Origin of the sequence: Pseudarthrobacter niigatensis, assembly GCF_030812615.1 — a bacterium.
In the GTDB taxonomy this organism is placed as follows: Bacteria; Actinomycetota; Actinomycetes; order Actinomycetales; family Micrococcaceae; genus Arthrobacter; species Arthrobacter niigatensis.
The window spans coordinates 49,980-71,328 of the sequence record NZ_JAUSTB010000015.1 but is presented as its reverse complement, the minus strand read 5'-3'; the positions used below and the strand labels follow the sequence as shown (position 1 = coordinate 71,328).

The following is a 21,349-nucleotide window of genomic DNA, read 5'->3' as shown; positions in this document are numbered from 1 at the left end:
TTCGTGACCAGTTACCGCCGTGTTGGAAAATCAGGGCTGACGGTCTCCACCGTAGGCCTGGGCTGCAACAACCTGGGCCGCGCCAACACCGCCACCGAGTCGCAGGACGCAACGGACGCCGTCGTGAACGCCGCGATCGACGCCGGCATTACCCTGTTCGACGTCGCAGACAACTACGGCAAGGAACCCGGGCTCAGCGAAACCATGCTCGGCAAGGCGCTCGGCCGCCGGCGCGGGGACGTCGTCGTCGCCACCAAGTTCGGAATGGACACCCGGGGCGCCAACGGCCCCGACTTCGGTGCCCGCGGCTCCCGGCGGTACATTATCCAGGCAGCCGAAGCGTCGCTGCGGCGCCTGGACACGGACTGGATCGACCTTTACCAGTTCCACACCCCGGACCCACTGACCCCCATCGACGAGACCCTGGCGGCGCTGGACACCCTGGTCCGCGGTGGCAAGGTCCGCTACATCGGCCACTCCAACCGCTCCGGGTGGCAGATCGCCCAGGCTGAATACGTGGCCCGCGAACTGGGGACTTCCCGGTTTATTTCCTCGCAGAACCACTACAACCTGCTGGACCGCCGGGCCGAACTGGAAGTGACCCCGGCCGCGGAGGAGTTCGGCCTGGGCGTCCTGCCCTACTTCCCGCTGGCCAACGGCTTGCTCACCGGCAAGTACTCCCCGGGCTACGCCCCCGAAGGGTCGCGGCTCAGCCACACCCGCACCAACATGGTGGACGACGCCGACTGGGACCAACTGGGCAGGTACAGCGCCTTCGCGAAAGAACGAGGCCTCACGGAGATCGAGGTGGCCTTCTCCTGGCTCGCCGCCCAGCCCTCGGTGGCCAGCGTCATCGCCGGCGCCACCCGGCCGGAGCAGGTCCGGCAAAACGCCGAAGCCGCGAACTGGACCCCCACCCCGGAGGACATCGCCACCCTCGACGACATCTTCCCCGCCGTGCCCAAGGTCGCGCTGTTCTAGGCCACGATGCCCGCCTACCTCCTTGATGTCGATACCGGCATCGACGACGCCCTTGCCCTTGCCTACCTTGCCGCGCTCCCGGACACGGAGTTCGTGGCGGTCACGGCCACCCACGGCAACGTCGATGCCGACCAGGTGGCCCGGAATACCCTGGCACTGCTGGAGCTGTGCGGCAGGCCGGGCGTCGAGGTGGCCATCGGGGCGCGCGGGCCGCTGTCCATTCCGCTCACCACCACACCCGAAACCCATGGGCCGCAGGGGATCGGCTACGCGGTGCTGCCCGGGCCCGCCGGACAGGTCTCGGCGCGGAACGCCGTTGACCTGTGGATCGAACACGCCCGCGCCAGGCCGGGTGAGCTCACCGCCCTGATCACGGCGCCGCTGACCAACTTCGCCCTGGCACTGCGGCGGGAACCGGAGCTCCCCGACCTCCTTGCCAAGGTGGTGATCATGGGCGGGAGCTTCTACCACCAGGGCAACACCACCCCCACCGCCGAGTGGAACACCCATGTGGACCCCCATGCGGCCAAGGAGGTCTACGCCGCGTACCGGGGACGGCAGCCGGAGAAACTACCCATCGTCTGCTCCCTGGACACCACCGAGCGGATGGAACTGCACCCGGCCCACGTTGAGGCGCTGGCACGGGCGGCAGGCGCCGCGGCTCCGGAACTGGTCCTCCCGGGGGACCCGGAGGGGCTCCGCAGCACCTCCGGCAACACCCTGGTCAGGCACCTGTCCGATGCCTTGCGTTTCTATTTCGAGTTCCACCGGCACTACGACCAGGGCTACCTGGCCCACGTCCACGATTTCTTTGCGGCCGGGGTGGCCGCGGGCACGCTCGAGTACACCGCCCGCCCAGCCACCGTAGACGTCGAAACGGACTCCCCGCTCCTGATGGGAACCACCGTGGCCGACTTCCGCGGACTGTGGGGAGCACCCCCAAACGCGCGGGTCGTGTCCGGCAACAACCCGGAGCAGGCGTTCCGCGAACTCGTGTCCGCCGTCGGAAGCCTGGCCCGCCGCGTGGGCTGAGGAACGCCCCTCCGTGGGCAATCGCCGGTAGAATAGGCTCCGGACCGGCCCGGCGCAGTTGCCGCCGGATTCTGCCGAGGTGACATAGGCAGCCACACTCCGGCCCGGCACTGCCGGGCCCACCGCCTGCACCCAAAGGAACATTCCCCATGTCATCGCCCTCTTTGACGCTCCCGTCCCAGGAACGCCCCGCGGCACGCCGCAGGCTGCTGGAGATCCTTGGCGCCCTGGCCATCGCGGCCACCTACGTCTACCTGGTCCTCAACCAGCCGGCAGACATCACCGGCGGCCCGGGAAGCGCGTCGGCCCTGATCGCCCTCACCGGGTTCCTGGCAGGGGCGGTCCTGCTGATCATTGCCGTGCTGCCCACCCTGCCGGCGTCCACCCTGGTGCTGATCCCGGTCGCACTGGTCCTGAACATCGTGCTGGGACAATTCGTCGGCAGCACCCTTGTTCCCTTCTACCTCGACGCCATCGGCACCGTGCTGATCGCCGTCCTGGCCGGGCCGGCCGCCGGTGCCGCCACCGGCGCCCTCAGCAGCATCGTCTGGTCCTTCTTCAACCCCACGGTGCTGCCGTTCGCCGCTGGCGCCGCGCTCATCGGCTGCCTGGCCGGCCTCGCGGCACGCTACGGCCTCTTCCGCCGGTTCTACCTGGCACCAGTGGCGGGTTTCATCACCGGCATCATTGCCGGTGTGGTGTCCGCCCCCGTGGCAGCCTTCGTCTTCGGCGGAACGTCGGGCGTGGCCACCGGCGCCATCGTCAGCGCCTTCCGGGCCATGGGGGACACCCTCCTGGCGGCCATCACCAAGCAGGCACTGCTGTCCGACCCCATGGACAAGGCCATCGTGTTCACCATCGTGGCCATCCTGGTCTACGCGCTGCCCCGCCGGGCGCGCCAGCAGTTCCCCTTCATCCGGCGCCACCGGGTGCTCGCCGGCACCAACCCTGCTTCGACGCCGGAGGGAACCCGGGTGGACGCTACAGCGCCGGCGCCCGCCCACGGGAATGGGTCCGGGCCGGCCAACGATTCATCACTGAACGGCTGACCCGGGCACCGTGACGGCACCCCCGGCAGGCAACCCGGCAGCACCGGCAACGGCGGAGCGGGAGCGGCTCAACCCGCTGACCTCCTTCGCCGTCGCAGGCAGCACGGCAGTCATGACGACGGCGGCGGCAAGCTGGCCGTGGTCCCTCACCGTGGTTGCCGCGTGCATTGTCCTGTCACTGGCTGCAGGGACGGCACACCGCGTGCTGCCGGCGGCGGCGGCGGTCATGGTTCCGCTCGGCCTGTCCCTGCTGGTCCTGCACGGGCTGTTCTTCCCGGAAGGCAGGACAGTGCTGGCAGCGTGGGGGCCTGCACGCATCACGGCAGAGGGCCTGGACTTTGCCGGGCAACGCACCCTGCAACTGGCCGCCGTCGTCATGGCCCTGCTGGTGTTTTCCTTCAATGTCAGGGTCCCGGACCTGGTGGCGGCGTTGTCTGCCCGGGGCGTACAGGGCCGGTTCGCTTTCGTGCTGGCATCCACGCTGACCCTGCTTCCGGCCATCGCCCGGCGGGCACGCAGTATCCGGCAGGCCCAGGAATCGCGGGGCTTGGTCATCTCCCGGAGTCTGGTCTCCAGGGCGGCGGCGTTCCGGCTGCAGGCCATTCCGCTGGTCCTCTCCCTGATTGAGGATGCGGGTACCCGGGCTGCTGCCCTGGAGGCCCGCGGGCTGGGCAACGCCGGGCCGCGGACCAGTTACCGGATGGTGCCGGATTCCACGCTGCAGCGGGCGGCACGGTCCGTCCTGGTGCTCCTGTCACTGGCCGCCGTGGTTGTCCGCGTGGTCCTGGCAGGTACGGGTGGCTGAACACATGGTCACGGGCGGCTCCGGCATTCCCAACAGTGACGGCGAAGCCGGCAGTGCGTCCGCTCCCGTCCTGGCTGCCGGCATCAGGGACTTCACCTTCCACGAGGCGCCCGCCCCTGTCCTGCGGGATATCACTGTTTCGTGTCCACCGGGCTCGTTCACGGCCATCCTCGGCGCATCCGGAAGCGGCAAGTCAACCCTGGGCCGGCTGCTGTCCGGCTGGCTGCCACCGGGTGGGCACGGCACGCTGGCAGGCTTCCTCGAATTGGCCGGTACGCGGCTGGAGCTCGACGGCGGACCGGGGGACCCGCGGATTGATCCGGCCCAGTGGGGCCGGCACGTGGGGTTCGTGCCGCAGGACCCTGCCGCCGTCCTCTCCACAGTCCGGGCCACGGTGGCCGAGGAGCTCGCGTTTGGTTTGGAAAACACCGGCATGGACCGTGCCGGGATGGAAGCCGCCGTGGAGCGGACCGCCCGGCTGCTCGGACTTGGCAGCCTGCTGGGCCAGGACCCCGCGAGGCTGTCCGGCGGCCAGTTGCGGCGGCTCGCCATCGGCTGCGCGATCATCCCCGGGCCCCCGGTGCTGGTCATGGACGAGCCCTTCGCCTCCCTGGACGCGGCAGGGACCAACGAGCTGGCGTCCTTGGTCCGTGAGCTGATCAGGGGTGGGACCGCCGTCGTCATCCTCAGCCAGGCTGTTGACGCGCTGCTGCTGGAAGCCGACACGTGGCTGGTCCTCGCGGATGGCAGGCTCGCCGGCGGCGGGCCTCCCGCGGCGATGCGCCCTGGCTCCGGGCTGCTGCCGCCAGCCATCCGGTGGCCCGGCGGCATCCAGGCCACAGGGCCATCCACCGCCGCAACGTCCAGCCGCCCGGGGCAGGTGCCGCCAGCGAAGCCTGCAGCGCTGGAGTTGCGGGACGTGTCCTTTGGCTACCCGGACGCTCCAGTATCCCGATTCAGGCGCCGGAGGCGGGAACCTGGCTGCCGGGCGATGGTGCTGGCCGACGTCCACCTGGCAGTCCACCCGGGGGAAATCGTGGCTGTCACCGGGCCAAACGGTGCCGGCAAGTCCACCCTGCTGCGGCACTTCAACGGGCTGCTGCGCCCCACTTCAGGGACTGTCCTGGTCCGCGGCAGTGACATTGCCGGAGCTCCAGTGGGAAAAACAGCAGCCTCCGTGGGCCTGCTGTTCCAGCAGCCCCGCGAGCAGCTGTTCGAACGGACCGTGCTGCGGGAGGTCGGGTTCGGCCTGGACCGCATGTGTGGGCCGGCCCAGGCTGCGGAGCGCGCCGGCGCGGCACTCCAGGCTGTTGGCCTGGCGGATGCGGCACGGGAGCATCCGGCCGAGCTTCCCGCGTCCGCCCAGCGGCTGCTGGCCCTGGCCACCGTCCTGGCCCGCCGGCCCGCCGTCCTGGCGCTGGATGAACCCACCGTTGCGCTGGACGGGAACGGGCTGGCCCTGCTTGACACTGCCGTGCGCTCGGCAGCGGACTCGGGCGCCGCCGTCGTGCTGGTCACCCATGACCTGGGCTATGCACGCGCGGCGGCGCACCGCATCCTGGCGCTCGACGGCGGCCGGCTGCACCCCGCCTGACCGCCGCTGCGCCTAGTCCCGGGACTTGCTCGACGCGATGCCGGGCTGCAGGAAACGCTTGCCGTTGACCCGCTTCGATGCACCCACCCGGTCCAGGTACGGCGTGATGCCGCCCAGGAACATGGGCCAGCCCGCGCCCAGGATCATGCACAGGTCGATGTCCTCGGGTCCGGCGACGACGCCTTCGTCCAGCATCAGGCCGATTTCCTCCGCCAGGGCATCCTGGACGCGGTGCAGCACCTGCTCCGCGGTGGACGGGCTGGAGCCAAAGCACAGCAGCTCAAGCGTGGACTGGGGGATGGTCCGGGAACCGTCCGGCGCGGTATCCCACAGTGCCTTGACGTTGTTGTCGATGAGCTTCTTGAGGTTATCGGAGACCGGGAAGCGGTCACCGAAGGCGGCGTTCAGGGACTCCTGGACATGCTGCGCCACGGGCAGGCCCACCATGGCCAGCAGCGTGAACGGCGTCATGGGCAGCCCCATGGGCCGCAACGCGGCGTCCGCAACCTCCGCCGGGGTGCCCTCGTCGAAGGCCGCCGTCACTTCGCCCATGAGCCTCAGCAGGATGCGGTTGACCACGAAGGCGGCCGCATCCTTGACCAGCACACCGGTCTTCTTCAGGGCCTTGGCCAGCTCGAAGGCGGTCGCGAGCACGGCGTCGTCGGTCCGCGGGGCACGGACAATCTCCAGCAGCGGCATGACGGCCACCGGATTGAAGAAGTGGAAGCCCACCAGGCGCTCCGGGTGCTTGAGGTCCGCGGCCATCTCCGTCACCGAGAGCGATGACGTGTTGGTGGCCAGGATGCACTCCGGCGACACGATGGCCTCCAGTTCGGCGAAAACCTGCTTCTTGATGTGCAGTTCCTCGAAGACGGCCTCGATCACGAAGTCGGCGTCCGCGAAGGCTTGCTTTGACACCGAGCCGGTTACCAGCGCCTTGGTGCGGTTGGCAGCGTCCGGGCTGACGCGCTTCTTCGCCAGGAGTTTGTCCACCTCGCCATGGACGTAGGCCACACCCTTGTCCACCCGGGCCTGGTCGATGTCGGTCAGGACCACCGGCACTTTCAGCTGCCGCGCGAAGAGCAGTGCCAGCTGGCCGGCCATCAGGCCCGCGCCCACCACGCCCACCTTGGTCACAGGCCGGGCCAGCTTTCGGTCCGGAGCGCCGGCGGGCCGCTTGCCGCGCTTCTGCACCAGGTCGAGGAACGCGTAGACGGTGGACCGGAACTCATCGGTCTGCATCAGGTCGGCCAGGGTTTCGCATTCCAGGGCCGCGGATTCCGCGGCGGTCATGGTGCGGTTGGCTTCGAGAATGTCCAGGACCTTGGCGGGGGCCGGAGAGGCGTTGGAGGTCTTGCCCTCCACGAACTTCCGCCCCGCGGCCACGGCGGCGGTCCAGCGGGCGGCAGCCTCCGGTGAGGCGGGGTCGACGGCGTTGGGCCGCTCCGGGACCACGTCGCCGGAGATGACTCCCGCGGCCCAGGCCAGCGACTGCTCCAGGAAGTCGGCAGGCTCGAAGACGGCGTCCGCGATTCCCATGCCGAATGCCTGTGCACCGGTCAGTGTCCGGTTGTTGCTCAGCGGGTTCTCGATCATGACCTTGACCGCGTTTTCCGGACCCACCAGGCGGGGGAGGATGTACACGCCGCCCCAGCCCGGAACCAGGCCCAGGAAACCTTCCGGCAGGGCCAGGGCGCTGGCCCCCGTGGAGACCGTGCGGTACGTGGACTGCAGCGCGATCTCCAGGCCGCCGCCCAGTGCGACGCCGTTAATGAAGGCGAAGCTCGGGACGCCCAGGTTGGCAAGGGTGGCGTAGACGTCGTGGCCCAGCTGCGCCATCCACAGTCCGTGTTCGCGCTTTTCGAGCGACTTCACGGCGGAGAGGTCCGCCCCGGCCACGAGGTAGTGCGGCTTGCCGGTGACGCCCACGCCCACGATTTCGCCGCGGGCTGCGCGTTCCCGCAGGCCTTCAAGCGCCGTGCCGAGCTCCACGAGGGTGTTGGGGCCAAGGGTGGTGGGCTTGGTGTGGTCCAGGCCGTTGTCGAGGGTGACCAGGGCAAAGGTTCCCGGGCTGGGCTTCCCTGAAGTTCCCGGCAGGGCGATGTCGTGGACGTAGGAGTGGGTCACGGTTTCGTTGGGGAAGAGGTCCGCCAACGTGCGGTAATCTGCGGCGCTCATGCCATGGCTCCTTCGGAAGCGGTAGCAGCGGTCTCCCCGGCGGGAGTTCCACTGTAGTCGGGGTGGTGCGGGTTCTCCCAGATCACGGTGCCGCCCATGCCAAGACCCACGCACATGGTGGTGATCCCGTAGCGGACCGATGGGTCTTCCTCGAACTGGCGGGCCAGCTGGATCATCAGCCGGACGCCGGAGGACGCCAGGGGGTGGCCTACGGCGATGGCCCCGCCGTAGCGGTTAACCCGGGGGTCGTCGTCGGAGATGCCGTAGTGGTCCAGGAAACTGAGGACCTGGACGGCGAAGGCCTCGTTGATTTCGAACAGGCCAATGTCATCGATGGTCAGTCCGGCATTCTTCAGGGCTTTTTCGGTGGCCGGCACAGGTCCGATGCCCATGACCTCCGGCTCCACTCCTGCGTAAGCGTAGCTGACCAGCCTCATCTTGACCGGCAGGCCAAGTTCGGCGGCAGCATCAGCGGAGGCCAGGACGGCAGCGGTTGCGCCATCGTTCAAGCCGGCGGCGTTTCCGGCGGTGACCCGGCCGTGGGCGCGGAAGGGCGTGCGGAGGCCGGCGAGGTCGGCCAGGGTGGTGCCGGGCCGGGGCGGTTCGTCCTTGCTGTGGACCGTCCAGCCCTCTCCGGGCCTGCGGGCGGCAACGGGAACCAGGTCCGGCTGGATCCGGCCGTCCTGGTAGGCGGCGGCCAGTTTGTCCTGCGAGGCCACGGCGTAGGCGTCCGTGCGTTCCTTGGTGATGGCGGGGAACCGGTCGTGGAGGTTCTCCGCGGTGTTGCCCATGTTCAGGGCTGCCGGGTCCACCAGCCGTTCGGACATGAACCGGGGGTTTGGATCGGCGCCGGAGCCCATGGGGTGGTGTCCCATATGTTCCACTCCGCCGGCAACCACCACGTCGTAGGCGCCGAAGCCGATGCCGCCGGCCGTGGTGGTGACAGCGGTCATCGCGCCGGCGCACATGCGGTCGATGGCGAAGCCGGGAACAGTCCGTGGAAGGCCGGCCAGGAGTGCGGCGGTCCTGCCGAGGGTAAGGCCTTGGTCACCTGTTTGGGTGGTCGCGGCGATGGCCACCTCGTCGATCCGCCCGGCGGGCAGCGACGGGTTGCGGCGCAGCAGGCCGCGGATGCATTTCACGATCAGGTCATCGGCCCGGGTCCCGGCGTAAATCCCTTTCTCACCGGCCCTGCCGAAGGGTGTGCGGATGCCGTCCACAAAGACGACGTCGCGGACAGTGCGCGTAGATGCGCCGCTTCCGTGCTGGCTCACGTGTAACTCCTCATCGAGATGTGGCGCGCCGGGTGCATGCCGGAGTGCGGCAGCAGCCAAGCGTCGGTCACACCGATGTTACTCGTGAGTAACTTAGCCTGCAAGGGCCTGGTCCAGGAAGGTTACTGGCCGCCGGCAACTGCGACGGGTTTGGGTTCCTTGGGTGGCAATGGCTGCGGGTTCAGGAAGGCGCTGGAGATCAGCGGGGCGGTGAGTTCCACCTGCCACTTGCGCGCACCGAGGGCACGCAGCTCAGCAGCAATCGAGTCCTCGCTGACATCTGCAGGAGGCCGCCACGCCACCCGCCGCAGGTAATCGGGCGTCAGCAGGTTCTCCAGCGGCAGGTTCAGCTCCTCGGCTTTTGCCTGCAGCAGGGGCCTGGCCGTGCCCAGGCGGGCAGCCGCCTCCGGATCGCGGTCTGCCCAGACCCTCGGCGGCGGTGGGGCGTTGGTGGCCAGGTGCAGCGGTGGGAGTTCCTGCATGTCCCGTGCTGCGGCGATGCAGCGCAGCCAGCGCGGAGCCTCACGCTGGGCGGCGCGTCCATGGAATCCCTTGGTGCCCAGAAGCTGCGGGACAGTGGCCGGCATCGCCTTCGCGGCAGCCACCAGGGCCGAATCGGGAATGAGGCGGCCAGGCGCCACGTCGCGTTTTTGCGCCAGGGAGTCCCGTTCCAGCCACAATTCGCGGACCGCAGCCAGTTGGCGGCGGTCCCGGATCTGGTGCAGGCCGGAGGTTTTCCGCCAGGGGTCCACCCGGGGCGGAGCGATGCCGGCTTCGAGGATGGCGGCAAACTCCTGCTCGGCGTATTCCAGCTTCCCGTCGGCCTGGAGCAGCTCAATGAGTTCCTCACGCAGCTCGGTGAGGACCTCGACGTCCAGGGCGGCGTACCGGAGCCACGGTTCGGGCAGGGGGCGGGTGGACCAGTCGGCCGCTGAGTGCTCCTTGGCAAGCCCGAATCCCAGGAGCTGTTCGATGACCGCCGCCAGGCCCACCCGGGGCAGCCCGGCCAGGCGCGCGGCGAGTTCGGTATCGAAAAGCTTGTCCGGCCACATCCCGAGTTCGGACAGGCAGGGGAGGTCCTGGCTGGCAGCGTGCAGGATCCATTCGACCCCGCGCAGGGCGTCGTTGATGATGTCCAGGTTCCCGAACGGTTCGGGGTCGATCAGCCAGGTGCCTGCGCCCTCGCGCCGGATCTGGACCAGGAAGGCGCGCTGGCCGTAGCGGAACCCGGAGGCGCGTTCGGCGTCAACACCGGCCGGCCCGGTGCCGGCGGCGATGGCGGCGGCGCAGCGTTCCAGGCCAGACTGGGTTTCGATGACCAGGGGAACGCCGTCCCGGGGTGCGTCGAGATCGATGATTTCGGGGATGGGACTGTCAAAGCCCTCCACCGTGATGTGGGGCGCGGCAGCAGCAGCCGGGACGCCGGCTGTGGTGTTTTCCGGAATGTTTGGGGTCATGATGCCCCCAGTTTACCGGGCTGCCCCGAAACCGTTCGGCTGGCCCCGCCGCCGGGGCGGCAGGGCCGTGACGCCGTCGGGCAGCGGCGGCAGGCCCGCGAACGTGCACACCATGTCGGACCAGGCTTCCAGGTGCGCCTGCACATCGGAGGAACCCGGCGTCCAGGAGGCCCGGAGCTCGATGTCGATGGACCCTGGCCGGCCGGCCAGGGTGCCGAAGCTTTCGGACAGGACGCGGGTGGCCGTGCCACCGGCCGCCCGGTACGGGGCCTTGTGGTTTTCCAGCGCTTCCACCAGCCACGTCCATGCCACGGTGCCCAGCATTTGGTCGTTGCCCATTTCCGGTTCCAGCTCGGCCCGGATGTAGGTCACGATGCGGAACTCGCCGTCCCAGACCGCTGAGCCGTCCGGGTCATGCAGGAGGATGAAACGTCCGGTGGCGAGTTCGGTCCCGTCCTCGTCCGCAGTTCCGGCCCCGGCTGGACCGCCGGCCGCGGCGAAAGCCAGGGCCGCCGGCCCGTGGACCGGCGTCGAAGGGGCACCGGTGCCGGGCGCCATGACTTCAGCGCCCAGCGCGACGGCGAAGGGGGCCAGCCGCGCGGGGGCAGGGATCTCGGCCAGGCGCAGTTCCTTCCGGCACCGGGCTTTCCTGAGGGTTCCCAAGGCGTGGAGAAAATCCGGGGGAACCTGGTCAAGTGCGTTCACCTTGGCAGATTACGGGGCGGGGCGCGGCAGGGGAGGAAGGCTCGCCGTCAACGGCCGGTCACCCTGCCCGGCCGTCCCGGTAATCCCGCAGCTCACGGCGGATGGCAGCGGCGAACGCATCAACATCCTCCTCCGTGGTGTCAAAGGAGCACATCCAGCGGACCTCCCCTGCTGCCTCATCCCAGTCGTAGAACCTGAAGGAAGTGCGCAGCCTGTCCGCCACGCCGGGCGGAAGGATGACGAAGACGCCGTTGGATTCGGTTTTCTGGGTGGGGCGGACGCCCTCGATGGTGTCGACGGCGGCACGCAGCCGGGCTGCCATGGCGTTCGCGTGCGAAGCGGAGCGCAGCCAGAGGCCCCCTTCGAGCAGGGCGATGAACTGGGCAGACATGAAACGCATCTTGGACGCCAGCTGCATATTCATCTTGCGGAGGTAGACCAGGCCGTGGGCTGCCTCGGGATTAAGGGCCACCACCACTTCGCCGAACAGGAGGCCGTTCTTGGTGCCGCCGAAGGAGAGGATGTCCACACCGGCGTCCTTGGTGAAGGCCCGCAGGGGAACGCCCAGGTGGGCGGCCGCGTTGGCGAGCCGGGCACCGTCCATGTGCAGCTTCATGCCCTTGGTATGGATGTGGTCGGCGATGGCGCGCACTTCCTCCGGGGTGTAGCACGTGCCCAGTTCCGTCGTCTGGGTGATGGACACTGCCAGCGGCTGGGCGCGGTGCTCGTCGCCCCAGCCCCAGGCCTCCCGGTCGATCAGCTCCGGGGTCAGCTTGCCGTCCGGGGTGGGGACCTGCAGCAGCTTCATGCCGCCGATGCGCTCGGGTGCCCCGTTTTCATCCATGTTGATGTGCGCGGTGGACGCACATACCACGGCGCCCCAGCGGGGGAGCAGGGACTGCAGGGACAGGACGTTGGCCCCGGTACCGTTGAAGACAGGGAAGCATTCGATGCCCGGGCCGAAGTGGTCCACCATGAGTTCCTGGAGCCGCGCGGTGTAGTCGTCCTCGCCGTAGGACACCTGGTGGCCCTCGTTGGCGGCGGCCAGGGCTGCCAGCACCTCGGGGTGGACGCCGGAGTAGTTGTCGGAGGCAAAGCCGCGCACGTTCGGATCGTGCAGCCGGAGCGCCGAGCCTGTTTCTGCTGTGGTGGTCATGGGGTTGTTCACGCTTTCAGTCTAGGTACAGTCACGGCCGCGCTCAGTCAGCCAGCCGGAGCCGGGCGCCGTTGAGTCCGGCCGCCGGGGTATCGAAGAGCCGGACGACGGCGGCAGCCAAGTCAGCCACGTCCGTGGCCCCGGGGAACTTCCGCTCGGGGTGGGCGCGGCGCAGTTCGTCGTCAACCAGTGCCTTGACCACCAGGATGGTGGCAGCGGCAAGGCTCCCGCCGTCCCCGGAGGCGCGGCGGAAGCCGTCCGCCATGGCCATGGTCCAGGCCTCCGCGGCCGCCTTGGCTGCCACGTAGCTGGCCACCGCCGCGGTGGGTTTGTCCAGTGCGGTGGAGGACACCATGGCGAACCTGCCGGCAGGCGACGCGGCGATGTCGTCAAAAAAGACGCGTGAGACATTCCGAAGCGTGGTGACCGCCCTGCGTTCCAGGAAGTCCCAGTCTTCGTCGGACTGGTCGGCGATGCCCTTGGCTCCGCGCCAGCCGCCCACCAGGTGGATCACCGCGTCAACCGGCCCGAAGGTTCCGCCGAGCTGCTCCCGGAGCTGCCGGACGCCGTCGAAATCCGCGAGGTCGCACGTGAAGGGGGCGACGCCGTCGCCCGCCTTCTCCGCCGCCGCCGCGATCCGGGCCTGGTCCGATCCCACGGTGGCCACGCGGTGGCCCGCGGCAGCGAGGGCACGCGCAACGGCGACGCCGGACGGGCCGCTGCCGCCGGTGACCAGGACGCGGGCAGCGCCGGGGCCGGTCACAGGGCGGAGTGGCCGGTGATGCCGGCGGTCGACTCGATGACGGGGCGCATCTTCTTCTCCAATGCTTCGTAGAACATGGACAACGGGAATTCGTCGTCCAGGACCTGGTCCGTGAGGCCGCGGGGCGTCCCCGCCAGCGGCAGCGCGTCCGGGCCCTTGGCCCACACGGAGGCCGGGTTGGGGGTGACGGTGGCCGATACCAGCTGGTAGGCCGCCAGCCAGTGGGCGGTCTTGGGCCGGTCGATGGAGCGCCAGTACAGATCGTCGATGCCGGCTCCGAGGGCGATCACGGCGTCGGCCACCTCATCCCAATCGATGGTAAGCCGTGTGTCCGTCCAGTGCAGCACATGCTGCTGGTGCAGCCAGGCGAACAGGAGCTGGCCACCGAGGCCGTCGTAGTTGCGGACGCGGCTGCCGGTGATGGCAAAGCGGAAAATGCGGTCAAAGATGATGGCGTACTGGACCAGCTTGGCGTGCCGGCGGGCTTCGGGGTCGGCGTCATCGTCTTTTTCGATCCGGACGGATTCGCGGAAGGCGGTGAGGTCGCAGCGCAGTTCCTCCAGCGAGTACAGGAAATAGGGCATCCGCTGCTTGATCATGAAGGGATCGAAGGGCAGGTCGCCGCGCATGTGCGTCCGGTCGTGGATCAGGTCCCACATGACGAAGGTCGCTTCGGTGAGGTCCTGGTCAACGAGCAGTTCCGCGGCGCCCGCCGGGAGTTCCAGGGAGGTGATCTCCGCGGCGGCCTTGAGTACCCGGCGGAACCGGGCAGCTTCCCGGTCGGCAAAGATGGCACCCCAGGTGAAAGTGGGGGTCCGGCTGACAGCCACGGTCTCGGGGAAGAGCACGGCCGAGTTGGTGTCGTAGCCCGGGGTGAAGTCCACGAAGCGGATGGGGACGAACAGTTTGTTGGAGTGCCCGCCGGCTTCCAGGCCCGCGATGAACTCCGGCCAGATCACCTCCACCAGCACGGCCTCCACCAGCCGGCTGCTGCTGCCGTTCTGGGTGTACATGGGGAACACCACCAGGTGCTGCAGGCCGTCGCGGCGCTGCTCCTGTGGCTGGAACGCCAGCAGCGAGGACAGGAAGTCCGGAACGGCGAATCCGCCCGCGGCCCATGCCCGGAAATCAGCGCACGCGGCCTCGAGGTAGGCGGCATCGTGCGGAAAGGCAGGGGAGAGGGCCGTGACGGCGTCCACGATGGTTTCCACGTGGCGTGCAGCTGTCGCGTGGTCGGCCGCCTCGGGAATTGATCCGTCTTGGACCTGGAGGGCCTGGAGGGCGGTGGCTGCGCCTTTGAGCCGCAGCCAGTCCTGGTTCTGCGCGGAAATACCGGTAACGGCGGTGGTCAGGGTCTCTGTCATCGTCGGCTGCCTTTCTGGTTGCTTGCTTCTCTGGCGAGCGTAGCAAGCAACCAGTAGGACTTATGCCCGGACGGCCTTTGCATAAGCAGAACTTAGCCTAGTGCCGTTGCCTGCTGGATCGAGACCGTGCTTTGGCTGTGGGATCCGTGGATCCAGGGCTACGCCCCGTTAGCCCTGCGCCCCATGGTCTGCCCCCTGGTTTTCCGTCTCATCCTTGGTGACGAGCCGGAGGGAGACGGAGTTAATGCAGTAGCGCTGGTCCGTGGGGGTGCCGTAACCCTCGCCTTCGAATACGTGGCCCAGGTGCGAGTCGCACGAGGCGCACCGGACTTCGATCCTTTCCATGCCGAGGGTCCGGTCATGGATGTAGCGGACCTTGCCCTCGGCCAGGGGAGCCCAGAAGGACGGCCAGCCACAATGGGAATCGAACTTCTCGTTGCTCGTGAACAACTCAGCGCCGCAGGCGCGGCACTGGTACGTGCCCTCCGTGTGCGTATCCCAGTACTCTCCCGTGTAGGGCCGTTCCGTGCCGGCCTGCCGCAGGACGTGGTATTCCTCCGGGGTCAGTTCCTCACGCCACTGGGTATCGCTTTTCGCGACGGACCCGGCTTGGGCCGCAGCCTCCTGCGCGGTGCCCTGCCGTGTCCCGCCGTCGACGCCCGGTGCCTTGTTGCCGAAGATGCTGTTTCCAAAGATGCTCATAGTTTTACCAACGCCTAGGAGTCGCCGATAAATCCCGAACCTGCATAGAGGTGGAGCACGGGCACTCCGAGCTGGTCCTGGGCCTTGTTGGCCCAGTCGGTGTGGAAGGTGTCGGCCACGGCGTGCGGCCTGGTGATCACCACTGCCTGCGAGGCGCCCGTTTCCCGGACCTTGGCCACCAGGGCGTCCACTGCCTTTCCGTCCACCACCTGGCCGGTCACGTCCGAGCCCAGTCCCTGCAGCGCTGCGAGCGAAGCGGCCAGGGTCTCGCCGGCCTGGGCCCGCTCTGCGGCGGCGTCCGGGTTGCGTGCCGCCAGTTCGCGGAAAGCCTTGGCAACGTCCAGCATGGACAGGTTCTCGAGGAAGTCCACCAGCAGGTGGCGCTCTGTGTTCGCCGGCACCAGGACCACCAGGCGGCTGTCCGCGCCGTCCACCAGCCGTTCAATGTTCAGGCGGTCGTCCGCGCCGAGGGGTTCTTCAGTCAGGATGACGATGGGATCACTCATGGCCTTAGCCTAGTCCCGCCCGCGTGCCACATGCACTGACTGGCCATTCCGCCGGTTCCGGCCCACTTCCGGTTCCGCCTTGACCTTGCCGCGCCGTTCCCGTCCGGTTCCCGAATGCAGGCATCTGCGGCGGTGCCGGTAACAATAGTCACATGGCACCTTTCCGGCGAGCGCGCCCTGCAGTGACTGCACCTTCCAGGGATACCAGCGGCGTGTCGCCGGGAGCCAAGTGGGCCATTGGGGGAGCCATCGCCGGGGGATCGGTGGCGAGCCTGCTGGGGGCCGGCTCCTCGGCGCTCGCCGTGTACTTCGCGCGCCGGGTCATCACCCCTGCCCGTCAGCGGACGGCGGACAAGGAAGTCCTGGCCGTGATCCGCGACGGGCAAAAGCAGCAGGTGATCCTGGCCGCCAATGAGGACACCACGGTGGACGGGGTCTATGGATTCTTTTTCGACGGCGGGAAGGGGCATGCGCGGATCGGCCGCATCGTTTCCTACTCGCCGGCGGACCGGACGGTGCTGCGCGAGGTGGAAGCCGTCTACAGCGGGGATCTTTCCACTGCACGCTGGGGCTGGTGGAGCGGGGCCACCTACCCGGACCCGGCCGCCGCCGGAATTCCGGCCGAGGACGTCCTGGTCCCCGTTGAACGCGGTGAAGCCCCCGCCTGGCTGGTCCGGGCCAAGGGAACCGCGCGGACCTGGGCCATCATGGTGCACGGCCGCGGGGCAACCCGCCAGGAAGCGCTCCGGGCGGTGGGGCCGGCCCTGGAACTGGGCCTGACCAGCCTGCTGGTGTCCTACCGGAATGACGGGCTGGCGCCCTCGGCGGACGACGGACGGTACGGCCTGGGGTCCACCGAGTGGCAGGACATTGAAGCCGCCATCCGGTATGCCCTGGCCAACGGTGCCGAGGAAGTTGTCCTGTTCGGCTGGTCCATGGGAGGGGCCATCTGCCTGCAGACCGCCGATCTCTCCCGCTACCGCCACCTGATCCGGGCGATGGTGCTGGACGCGCCGGTCATTGACTGGGTGACGGTGCTGGCGCACCATGCGCAGCTGAACCGGATTCCGTCCTTGGTGGGCAAGTATGGGCAGCTGATGCTGGGCCACCCGCTGGGACGGCGGCTCACGGGTCTCTCGGCGCCAGTGGACCTCAAAGTCATGGACTGGGTCTCCCGCGCCGTGGAGCTGAGGACGCCCAGCCTGATCATCCACAGCGTCGACGACGAGTACGTGCCGTACGGACCCTCGGCCCTGCTGGCCGAACGGAACCCGGAGATGGTCACGTTCGAGACGTTCAACCACGCCCGCCACACCAAGGAATGGAACGTGGACCCCGAGCGCTGGGAGCGGCTGGTGAAGGCGTGGCTGCGCCAGCAGCTCGCGCCGCGCCTCAACCCGGGATCCGGCCCGGACCCGGGCCTTAACTCGAACACGCCGGGCCGCCCGACGCCCGCGGGAGCGTAAGGTGCCGAAACAACGTCCGGCGGGAGCCGTAACCGACCGTGGCAGGGAACTGGCCGCAGGCCTGGCGGCCCTGGTGGCGTCATCCCCGGGCAGGCCGGTCCAGGCCTCGCACGCCCCCTTCGACGGCACCCTGCTTGGCGAAGTACCCATCAGCACGCAGGACGACGTCGGGGCCGCCGTCGAGACTGCCCGGACGGCGCAGCAGCTCTGGGCGGCCCGCTCCCTGGCCGCACGCCGTGCCGTGGTGGCGCGGTTCGTTGCGCTGCTGCTGGACAGGGAGCAGGACATCCTTGACCTGGTGCAGGCAGAGAGCGGCAAGTCCCGGCTTAGCGCCTTCGAGGAGTTCGCGGACGTCATCCTCACAGCCCGCTATTACGAACGCAACGCCGGGCGGCACCTGCGCCCACGCCGGCGGAAGGGCGCGGCTCCGGTCCTGACCCGCACCACCGAATACCGTATTCCGAAGGGGGTGGTAGGGGTCATCAGCCCCTGGAACTATCCACTGACCCTTGCCGTTTCGGACGCCATCCCGGCCCTGCTCGCGGGCAACGGCATCGTCCTGAAACCTGACTCACAGACGCCCTTCACGGCGCTGCTGATGCTCAAACTCCTCAGGCAGGCAGGCCTTCCGGAGGACCTGTTCCGGATCGTCACCGGGCCGGGAAGCTCCATAGGCCCTGCCCTGATCGGGCAGGTGGACTTCCTGATGTTCACCGGATCCTCCCAGACCGGCAAGACCGTCGCCAGGCAGTGCGCGGAGCGGCTGATCGGCTTCTCCGCCGAACTGGGCGGGAAGAACCCCATGCTGGTACTGGCGGACGCCGACATAGCCAAGGCAGCCGCCGGTGCCGTGTACGCCTGCTTCTCCAACTCAGGGCAGCTTTGCGTCAGCATCGAGCGGATCTACGTGCACGCCGACGTCCATGACAGGTTCCTTGCGGCGTTCACCGCCAAGGTGGAGGGGATCCGCATGGGCGCCGGGCCGGACTGGGAGATTGGCATGGGGTCCCTCATCAGCGCGGCACAGGTGGAGCGGGTGGACCTCCATGTCCAGGATGCGCTCGCCAAAGGCGCGCAGCTGCTCACAGGCGGACGGCGCCGGCCGGACCTGGGCCCGTTGTTCTATGAGCCGACCGTCCTGACGGGGATCACGGACGACATGCTCCTCGCCAGGGAAGAGACCTTCGGGCCGGTGGTCGCCGTCTACCGTGCCGCAGACGACAATGCAGCAGTCGCCCAGGCCAACGATTCGGAATTCGGGCTCAACGCCAGCGTCTGGTCCGCCGCCCACGGCGAAGAGGTGGCCCGAAAGCTGCTGACCGGGACTGTCAACGTCAACGAAGGCTACGCCGCCACCTGGGCATCCCATGATGCTCCGATCGGGGGCATGAAGGACTCCGGTGCCGGCCGCCGCCACGGCCGGGAGGGCATCCTCAAATACACGGAACCGCAGACCATCTCCGTGCAGCGGCTGCTCCCGGTAGCCCCCGCCCCGGGAATGTCCAACCACGCCTACGCGCGGATCATGAAAGGCGCCATCACGCTGATGGGCCGCTTGCCCCGAAACCGCTGACACAGTCAGAACCAAGAACCGAGGAGAACTGGGATGGCCAAAGGAACCCGACTTGCCGGCGCAACACTGCTGGTCACTGGAGGCGGAAGCGGGCTGGGCCGCCGCATGGCGCTCGGCGCCGCCCGGCGCGGGAGCCGGGTGGTGATCTGGGACGTGGATGCGGCAGCGGGCGCGGCGGTGTGCGACGAGATCCGGGCGGCCGGCGGCCAGGCCGACGCCCAGTACGTGGACGTGACTGACCGGGACGCGGTCAAGGCTGCCGCGGCAGAGGCAGGCACGGTGGATGTGGTGGTCAACAATGCGGGCGTAGTCAGCGGACAGCGGCTCCTCGATGCCACGGAAGACGCCATCGAACGGACCATGAACGTCAACGTCCTGGCCCTGTACTGGGTCACGCGCGCTTTCCTGGGCGGGATGGTGGAGCGCCGGCGCGGCACCGTGGTCACCGTCGCCAGTGCCGCCGGCCTGGTGGGAGTCGCCCGGCAGACGGACTACTCCGCCAGCAAGTTCGCCGCCGTCGGCTTTAACGAGTCACTCCGCGCGGAGCTCCGGGCGGACCGCGCGGACGTCAACACGCTGGTGGTGTGCCCGTTCTACATCAACACCGGGATGTTCGACGGCGTCCGGACCCGCTGGCCCCTCCTGCTCCCCATCCTCGAGGAAGAGGACGTGGCAGCCAGGGTCCTCGACGCGATCGAGGCCGGGCACCGGAAGCTGGTCCTGCCGCCCCTCGTGAACCTGCTCCCGGTCCTGCGGGTGCTTCCGGTCGGCGTCTTTGACCGGCTCATGGATGTCCTGGGAGTCAACCGGACCATGGACCACTTCACCGGCCGCGCCCCGGGCAGGACCGGAGGACATTCGGGGTAGGCCCGCAGCTTTCTGCGGGGCCCGTGACCCTGTGACAGGCCGGTGCAGAGGTCTATCCTGCTGCTCAAGGGGGGAAACCTGCGAAGAAATGGGGCCCCGAAATGCGCATGACACGACGACAACTGTTACAGGCCGGAGCTGTGGCCGGGGCGGGACTCCTGGCCCCGCCCGGCATATCTGCAGCCGCGGCGCGCGGTCCTGCGGCCGGCCAGCAGGCCATGTTCACCGAGCAACTGCCCACCCTGGCCGAGCTGGGCGTCCTGGACATGCGGGGCGGAGGCCGTACCGCGCTGTGGGTCCGTAACGCCTCCCACCGGTTCCAGGAAAACATGGGCCCGGCGAATACCTTGGCCTACCAGGAGGCCGGCTCTTCGAGGACCTACCTTGGGCCCGTCATCATCGCCAGGAAAGGAGTTCCCTTTGAGCTGAAGGTCCGCAACGCAGCCGAATGCCATCCCCTGGCTTCCGCCATCGACAGCGAGCTGATCCCCCGCGGCAGCAACGATGCGAAGCGGCCGCGGACGTCAGTACACCTGCACGGCGGCAACGTCAGCCCGCAGTCGGACGGCGGCCCGGACCAGGCCTTTGCGCCCGGCGACTCCTACACGTACCACTATGGCAACAACCAGGAGGCTGCCGGGCTGTGGTACCACGACCACGCGCTTGGAATGACCCGATTGAATGTCTACGCAGGACTTGCCGGCAGCTACCTGCTGAGGGACGGGATCGACACCGGGGACGGCACGCAGCTTCCGCCACCGCCGTACGAGGTGCCGCTGATCATCCAGGACAAGATGTTCAACCCCGACGGTACGCTCGCCTACCCGCCAAACCCGGACCTCAAGGGCCCGGACGGGGCCCCGCGCCCTTGGGCGCCCGAGTTCTTCGGGGACGTGGCGACGGTCAACGGCAAAGTCCGGCCGAACCTCGATGTCGCCCGAGGCCGGTACCGCTTCCGCGTCTTCAACGGCTCCAACGCCCGGTTCTACGACTTCACGTTCGACGCCGGCGGCCCGGCACTGGCTTTTTACCAGATCGGGTCCGACGGCGGGCTCCTCAACGCGCCCGTCCGGCTGGACCGGCTGGTGATTGGCCCGGGGGAACGGGCGGATCTCGTAGTGGACTTTGCCGGGCTCCGGGCCGGATCGCGGGTGGTCCTGCGCAACAGCGCCCGGGTGCCGTACCCGGACGGGCCGGAATCCGTGGCGGGCGGCGCCATCCCGCTCCCGCAGGTCATGCAGTTCACCGTGACGTCCCGGACCGGCTATACCGTGCCCCTGCCTGCCCGGCTGCGGGACAAGGGCGGGGAAGTCACCAGCCTTCGGGAGGCAGCGCCGGCGAAAATCCGCCGGATGGCGCTCGTGGAGGTAGCCAACACGGACGGCGTTCCCGTGATGGCCCTGCTGAACAACAGGATGTTCGACAGCCCGGACACCACCGAGGTGGAGGGCGACACGCTGGAACAGTGGGAGCTCATCAACACCACCGAGGACGCCCACCCGATCCACCTGCACTTCACCCAGTTCCAGGTGCTCAACCGGCAAAAATTCCATGCGGACGCCTACCTGGAGGAGACCGGCTATATTGATCCCGCCACCGGCCTGGTCACGCCGGGACGGGGCAAAGCGGTGGAAGTCGAGCGTTTCCTTATTGGCCGGCCCAGGGACGCGGCCGCCAACGAGCAGGGCTGGAAGGACACCGTGGTGGCGCTCCCGGGCGAAGTCACCAGGATCCGGGTTCCCTTCGGTGCGGGGGCGGCAGGCGGAAAGCCCCTGGCGATTGGCTCATCGTTCAAGGGCGACTATGTGTGGCACTGCCACATCCTGGAGCACGAGGACAACGACATGATGCAGCGCTACACCATCAAGTAGCTGCCC

18 protein-coding genes are annotated in these 21,349 nt (G+C 68.7%); 9 read left to right on the top strand and 9 right to left on the bottom strand.

The genetic code is table 11. From position 1 onward, the window contains the following. The first annotated feature begins 3 nt into the window (after positions 1–3). The 5 genes from J2T23_RS17730 (at position 4) to J2T23_RS17710 (ending at position 5,461) form a co-directional block, all read left to right on the top strand. Positions 4–981, top strand: a complete 978-nt coding sequence (locus tag J2T23_RS17730; protein ID WP_307362123.1) for an aldo/keto reductase — start codon at positions 4–6, stop codon at positions 979–981. Between the two features lie 6 nt (positions 982–987). Beyond that, a complete protein-coding gene (locus J2T23_RS17725; protein WP_307362121.1) occupies positions 988–2,013 on the top strand; it encodes a nucleoside hydrolase in 1,026 nt (341 codons plus the stop codon). Between the two features lie 149 nt (positions 2,014–2,162). Next, complete coding sequence (locus tag J2T23_RS17720; RefSeq protein WP_307362118.1) at positions 2,163–3,062, top strand: ECF transporter S component; 900 nt, start codon at positions 2,163–2,165, stop codon at positions 3,060–3,062. Positions 3,063–3,072: 10 nt separating this feature from the next. Beyond that, positions 3,073–3,867, top strand: coding sequence for an energy-coupling factor transporter transmembrane component T (locus tag J2T23_RS17715; protein WP_307362116.1), 795 nt, complete (start codon positions 3,073–3,075; stop codon positions 3,865–3,867). Next, the gene (locus J2T23_RS17710; protein WP_307362114.1) at positions 3,860–5,461 is read left to right on the top strand and encodes an ABC transporter ATP-binding protein; all 1,602 of its coding nucleotides are present in this window, start codon (positions 3,860–3,862) and stop codon (positions 5,459–5,461) included. The genes J2T23_RS17715 and J2T23_RS17710 overlap by 8 nt, the downstream gene beginning before the upstream one ends. A gap of 12 nt (positions 5,462–5,473) precedes the next feature. Here J2T23_RS17710 and J2T23_RS17705 read toward each other — a convergent pair whose 3' ends face one another. From J2T23_RS17705 to J2T23_RS17665, 9 genes are all read right to left on the bottom strand, one after another. Beyond that, positions 5,474–7,639 (bottom strand): 3-hydroxyacyl-CoA dehydrogenase NAD-binding domain-containing protein, encoded by a 2,166-nt coding sequence (locus J2T23_RS17705; protein ID WP_307362112.1) that lies wholly within the window; start codon positions 7,637–7,639, stop codon positions 5,474–5,476. Beyond that, on the bottom strand, positions 7,636–8,913 hold the full coding sequence (locus tag J2T23_RS17700; RefSeq protein ID WP_307362109.1) for a thiolase family protein: 1,278 nt from the start codon (positions 8,911–8,913) through the stop codon (positions 7,636–7,638). Before J2T23_RS17700 ends, J2T23_RS17705 begins: the two co-directional genes overlap by 4 nt. Positions 8,914–9,035: 122 nt before the next feature. Continuing rightward, positions 9,036–10,370, bottom strand: a complete 1,335-nt coding sequence (locus tag J2T23_RS17695) for an HRDC domain-containing protein (protein ID WP_141160770.1) — start codon at positions 10,368–10,370, stop codon at positions 9,036–9,038. Between the two features lie 12 nt (positions 10,371–10,382). Continuing rightward, positions 10,383–11,075: a DUF3000 domain-containing protein gene (locus tag J2T23_RS17690; RefSeq protein WP_307362106.1), complete on the bottom strand. Its 693-nt coding sequence runs from the start codon at positions 11,073–11,075 to the stop codon at positions 10,383–10,385. Between the two features lie 58 nt (positions 11,076–11,133). Then, entirely contained in the window at positions 11,134–12,231 is a 1,098-nt protein-coding gene (locus J2T23_RS17685; protein ID WP_307362155.1) for a threonine aldolase family protein, read from the bottom strand. Positions 12,232–12,274: 43 nt separating this feature from the next. Beyond that, positions 12,275–12,994, bottom strand: coding sequence for an SDR family NAD(P)-dependent oxidoreductase (locus tag J2T23_RS17680; protein ID WP_307362104.1), 720 nt, complete (start codon positions 12,992–12,994; stop codon positions 12,275–12,277). Beyond that, a complete protein-coding gene (locus J2T23_RS17675) occupies positions 12,991–14,358 on the bottom strand; it encodes a DUF6421 family protein (RefSeq protein ID WP_141181293.1) in 1,368 nt (455 codons plus the stop codon). Before J2T23_RS17675 ends, J2T23_RS17680 begins: the two co-directional genes overlap by 4 nt. 168 nt (positions 14,359–14,526) lie before the next feature. Further along, positions 14,527–15,060, bottom strand: a complete 534-nt coding sequence (gene msrB / locus J2T23_RS17670; RefSeq protein WP_141181294.1) for a peptide-methionine (R)-S-oxide reductase MsrB — start codon at positions 15,058–15,060, stop codon at positions 14,527–14,529. A gap of 14 nt (positions 15,061–15,074) precedes the next feature. After that, on the bottom strand, positions 15,075–15,566 hold the full coding sequence (locus tag J2T23_RS17665; protein ID WP_141160765.1) for a hypothetical protein: 492 nt from the start codon (positions 15,564–15,566) through the stop codon (positions 15,075–15,077). 152 nt (positions 15,567–15,718) lie between these two features. Here J2T23_RS17665 and J2T23_RS17660 point away from each other — a divergent pair, with 152 nt between their 5' ends. From J2T23_RS17660 to J2T23_RS17645, 4 genes are all read left to right on the top strand, one after another. Beyond that, complete coding sequence (locus tag J2T23_RS17660) at positions 15,719–17,032, top strand: alpha/beta hydrolase family protein (protein ID WP_307362102.1); 1,314 nt, start codon at positions 15,719–15,721, stop codon at positions 17,030–17,032. A gap of 1 nt (position 17,033) precedes the next feature. Then, positions 17,034–18,605: a succinic semialdehyde dehydrogenase gene (locus tag J2T23_RS17655; RefSeq protein ID WP_307362100.1), complete on the top strand. Its 1,572-nt coding sequence runs from the start codon at positions 17,034–17,036 to the stop codon at positions 18,603–18,605. Positions 18,606–18,638: 33 nt separating this feature from the next. Further along, a complete protein-coding gene (locus tag J2T23_RS17650) occupies positions 18,639–19,472 on the top strand; it encodes an SDR family oxidoreductase (RefSeq protein ID WP_307362096.1) in 834 nt (277 codons plus the stop codon). A gap of 107 nt (positions 19,473–19,579) precedes the next feature. Further along, on the top strand, positions 19,580–21,343 hold the full coding sequence (locus J2T23_RS17645; RefSeq protein ID WP_307362093.1) for a multicopper oxidase family protein: 1,764 nt from the start codon (positions 19,580–19,582) through the stop codon (positions 21,341–21,343). The last annotated feature ends 6 nt before the right edge of the window (positions 21,344–21,349 follow it).

Coding starts and splice junctions, on each gene's coding strand:
- J2T23_RS17725 (WP_307362121.1), top strand. CDS start 988: ATGCCCGCCTACCTCCTTGATGTCGATACCGGCATCGACGACGCCCTT.
- J2T23_RS17720 (WP_307362118.1), top strand. CDS start 2,163: ATGTCATCGCCCTCTTTGACGCTCCCGTCCCAGGAACGCCCCGCGGCA.
- J2T23_RS17705 (WP_307362112.1), bottom strand. CDS start 7,639: ATGAGCGCCGCAGATTACCGCACGTTGGCGGACCTCTTCCCCAACGAA.
- J2T23_RS17695 (WP_141160770.1), bottom strand. CDS start 10,370: ATGACCCCAAACATTCCGGAAAACACCACAGCCGGCGTCCCGGCTGCT.
- J2T23_RS17685 (WP_307362155.1), bottom strand. CDS start 12,231: ATGACCACCACAGCAGAAACAGGCTCGGCGCTCCGGCTGCACGATCCG.
- J2T23_RS17675 (WP_141181293.1), bottom strand. CDS start 14,358: ATGACAGAGACCCTGACCACCGCCGTTACCGGTATTTCCGCGCAGAAC.
- msrB (WP_141181294.1), bottom strand. CDS start 15,060: ATGAGCATCTTTGGAAACAGCATCTTCGGCAACAAGGCACCGGGCGTC.
- J2T23_RS17665 (WP_141160765.1), bottom strand. CDS start 15,566: ATGAGTGATCCCATCGTCATCCTGACTGAAGAACCCCTCGGCGCGGAC.
- J2T23_RS17660 (WP_307362102.1), top strand. CDS start 15,719: ATGGCACCTTTCCGGCGAGCGCGCCCTGCAGTGACTGCACCTTCCAGG.
- J2T23_RS17650 (WP_307362096.1), top strand. CDS start 18,639: ATGGCCAAAGGAACCCGACTTGCCGGCGCAACACTGCTGGTCACTGGA.
- J2T23_RS17645 (WP_307362093.1), top strand. CDS start 19,580: ATGACACGACGACAACTGTTACAGGCCGGAGCTGTGGCCGGGGCGGGA.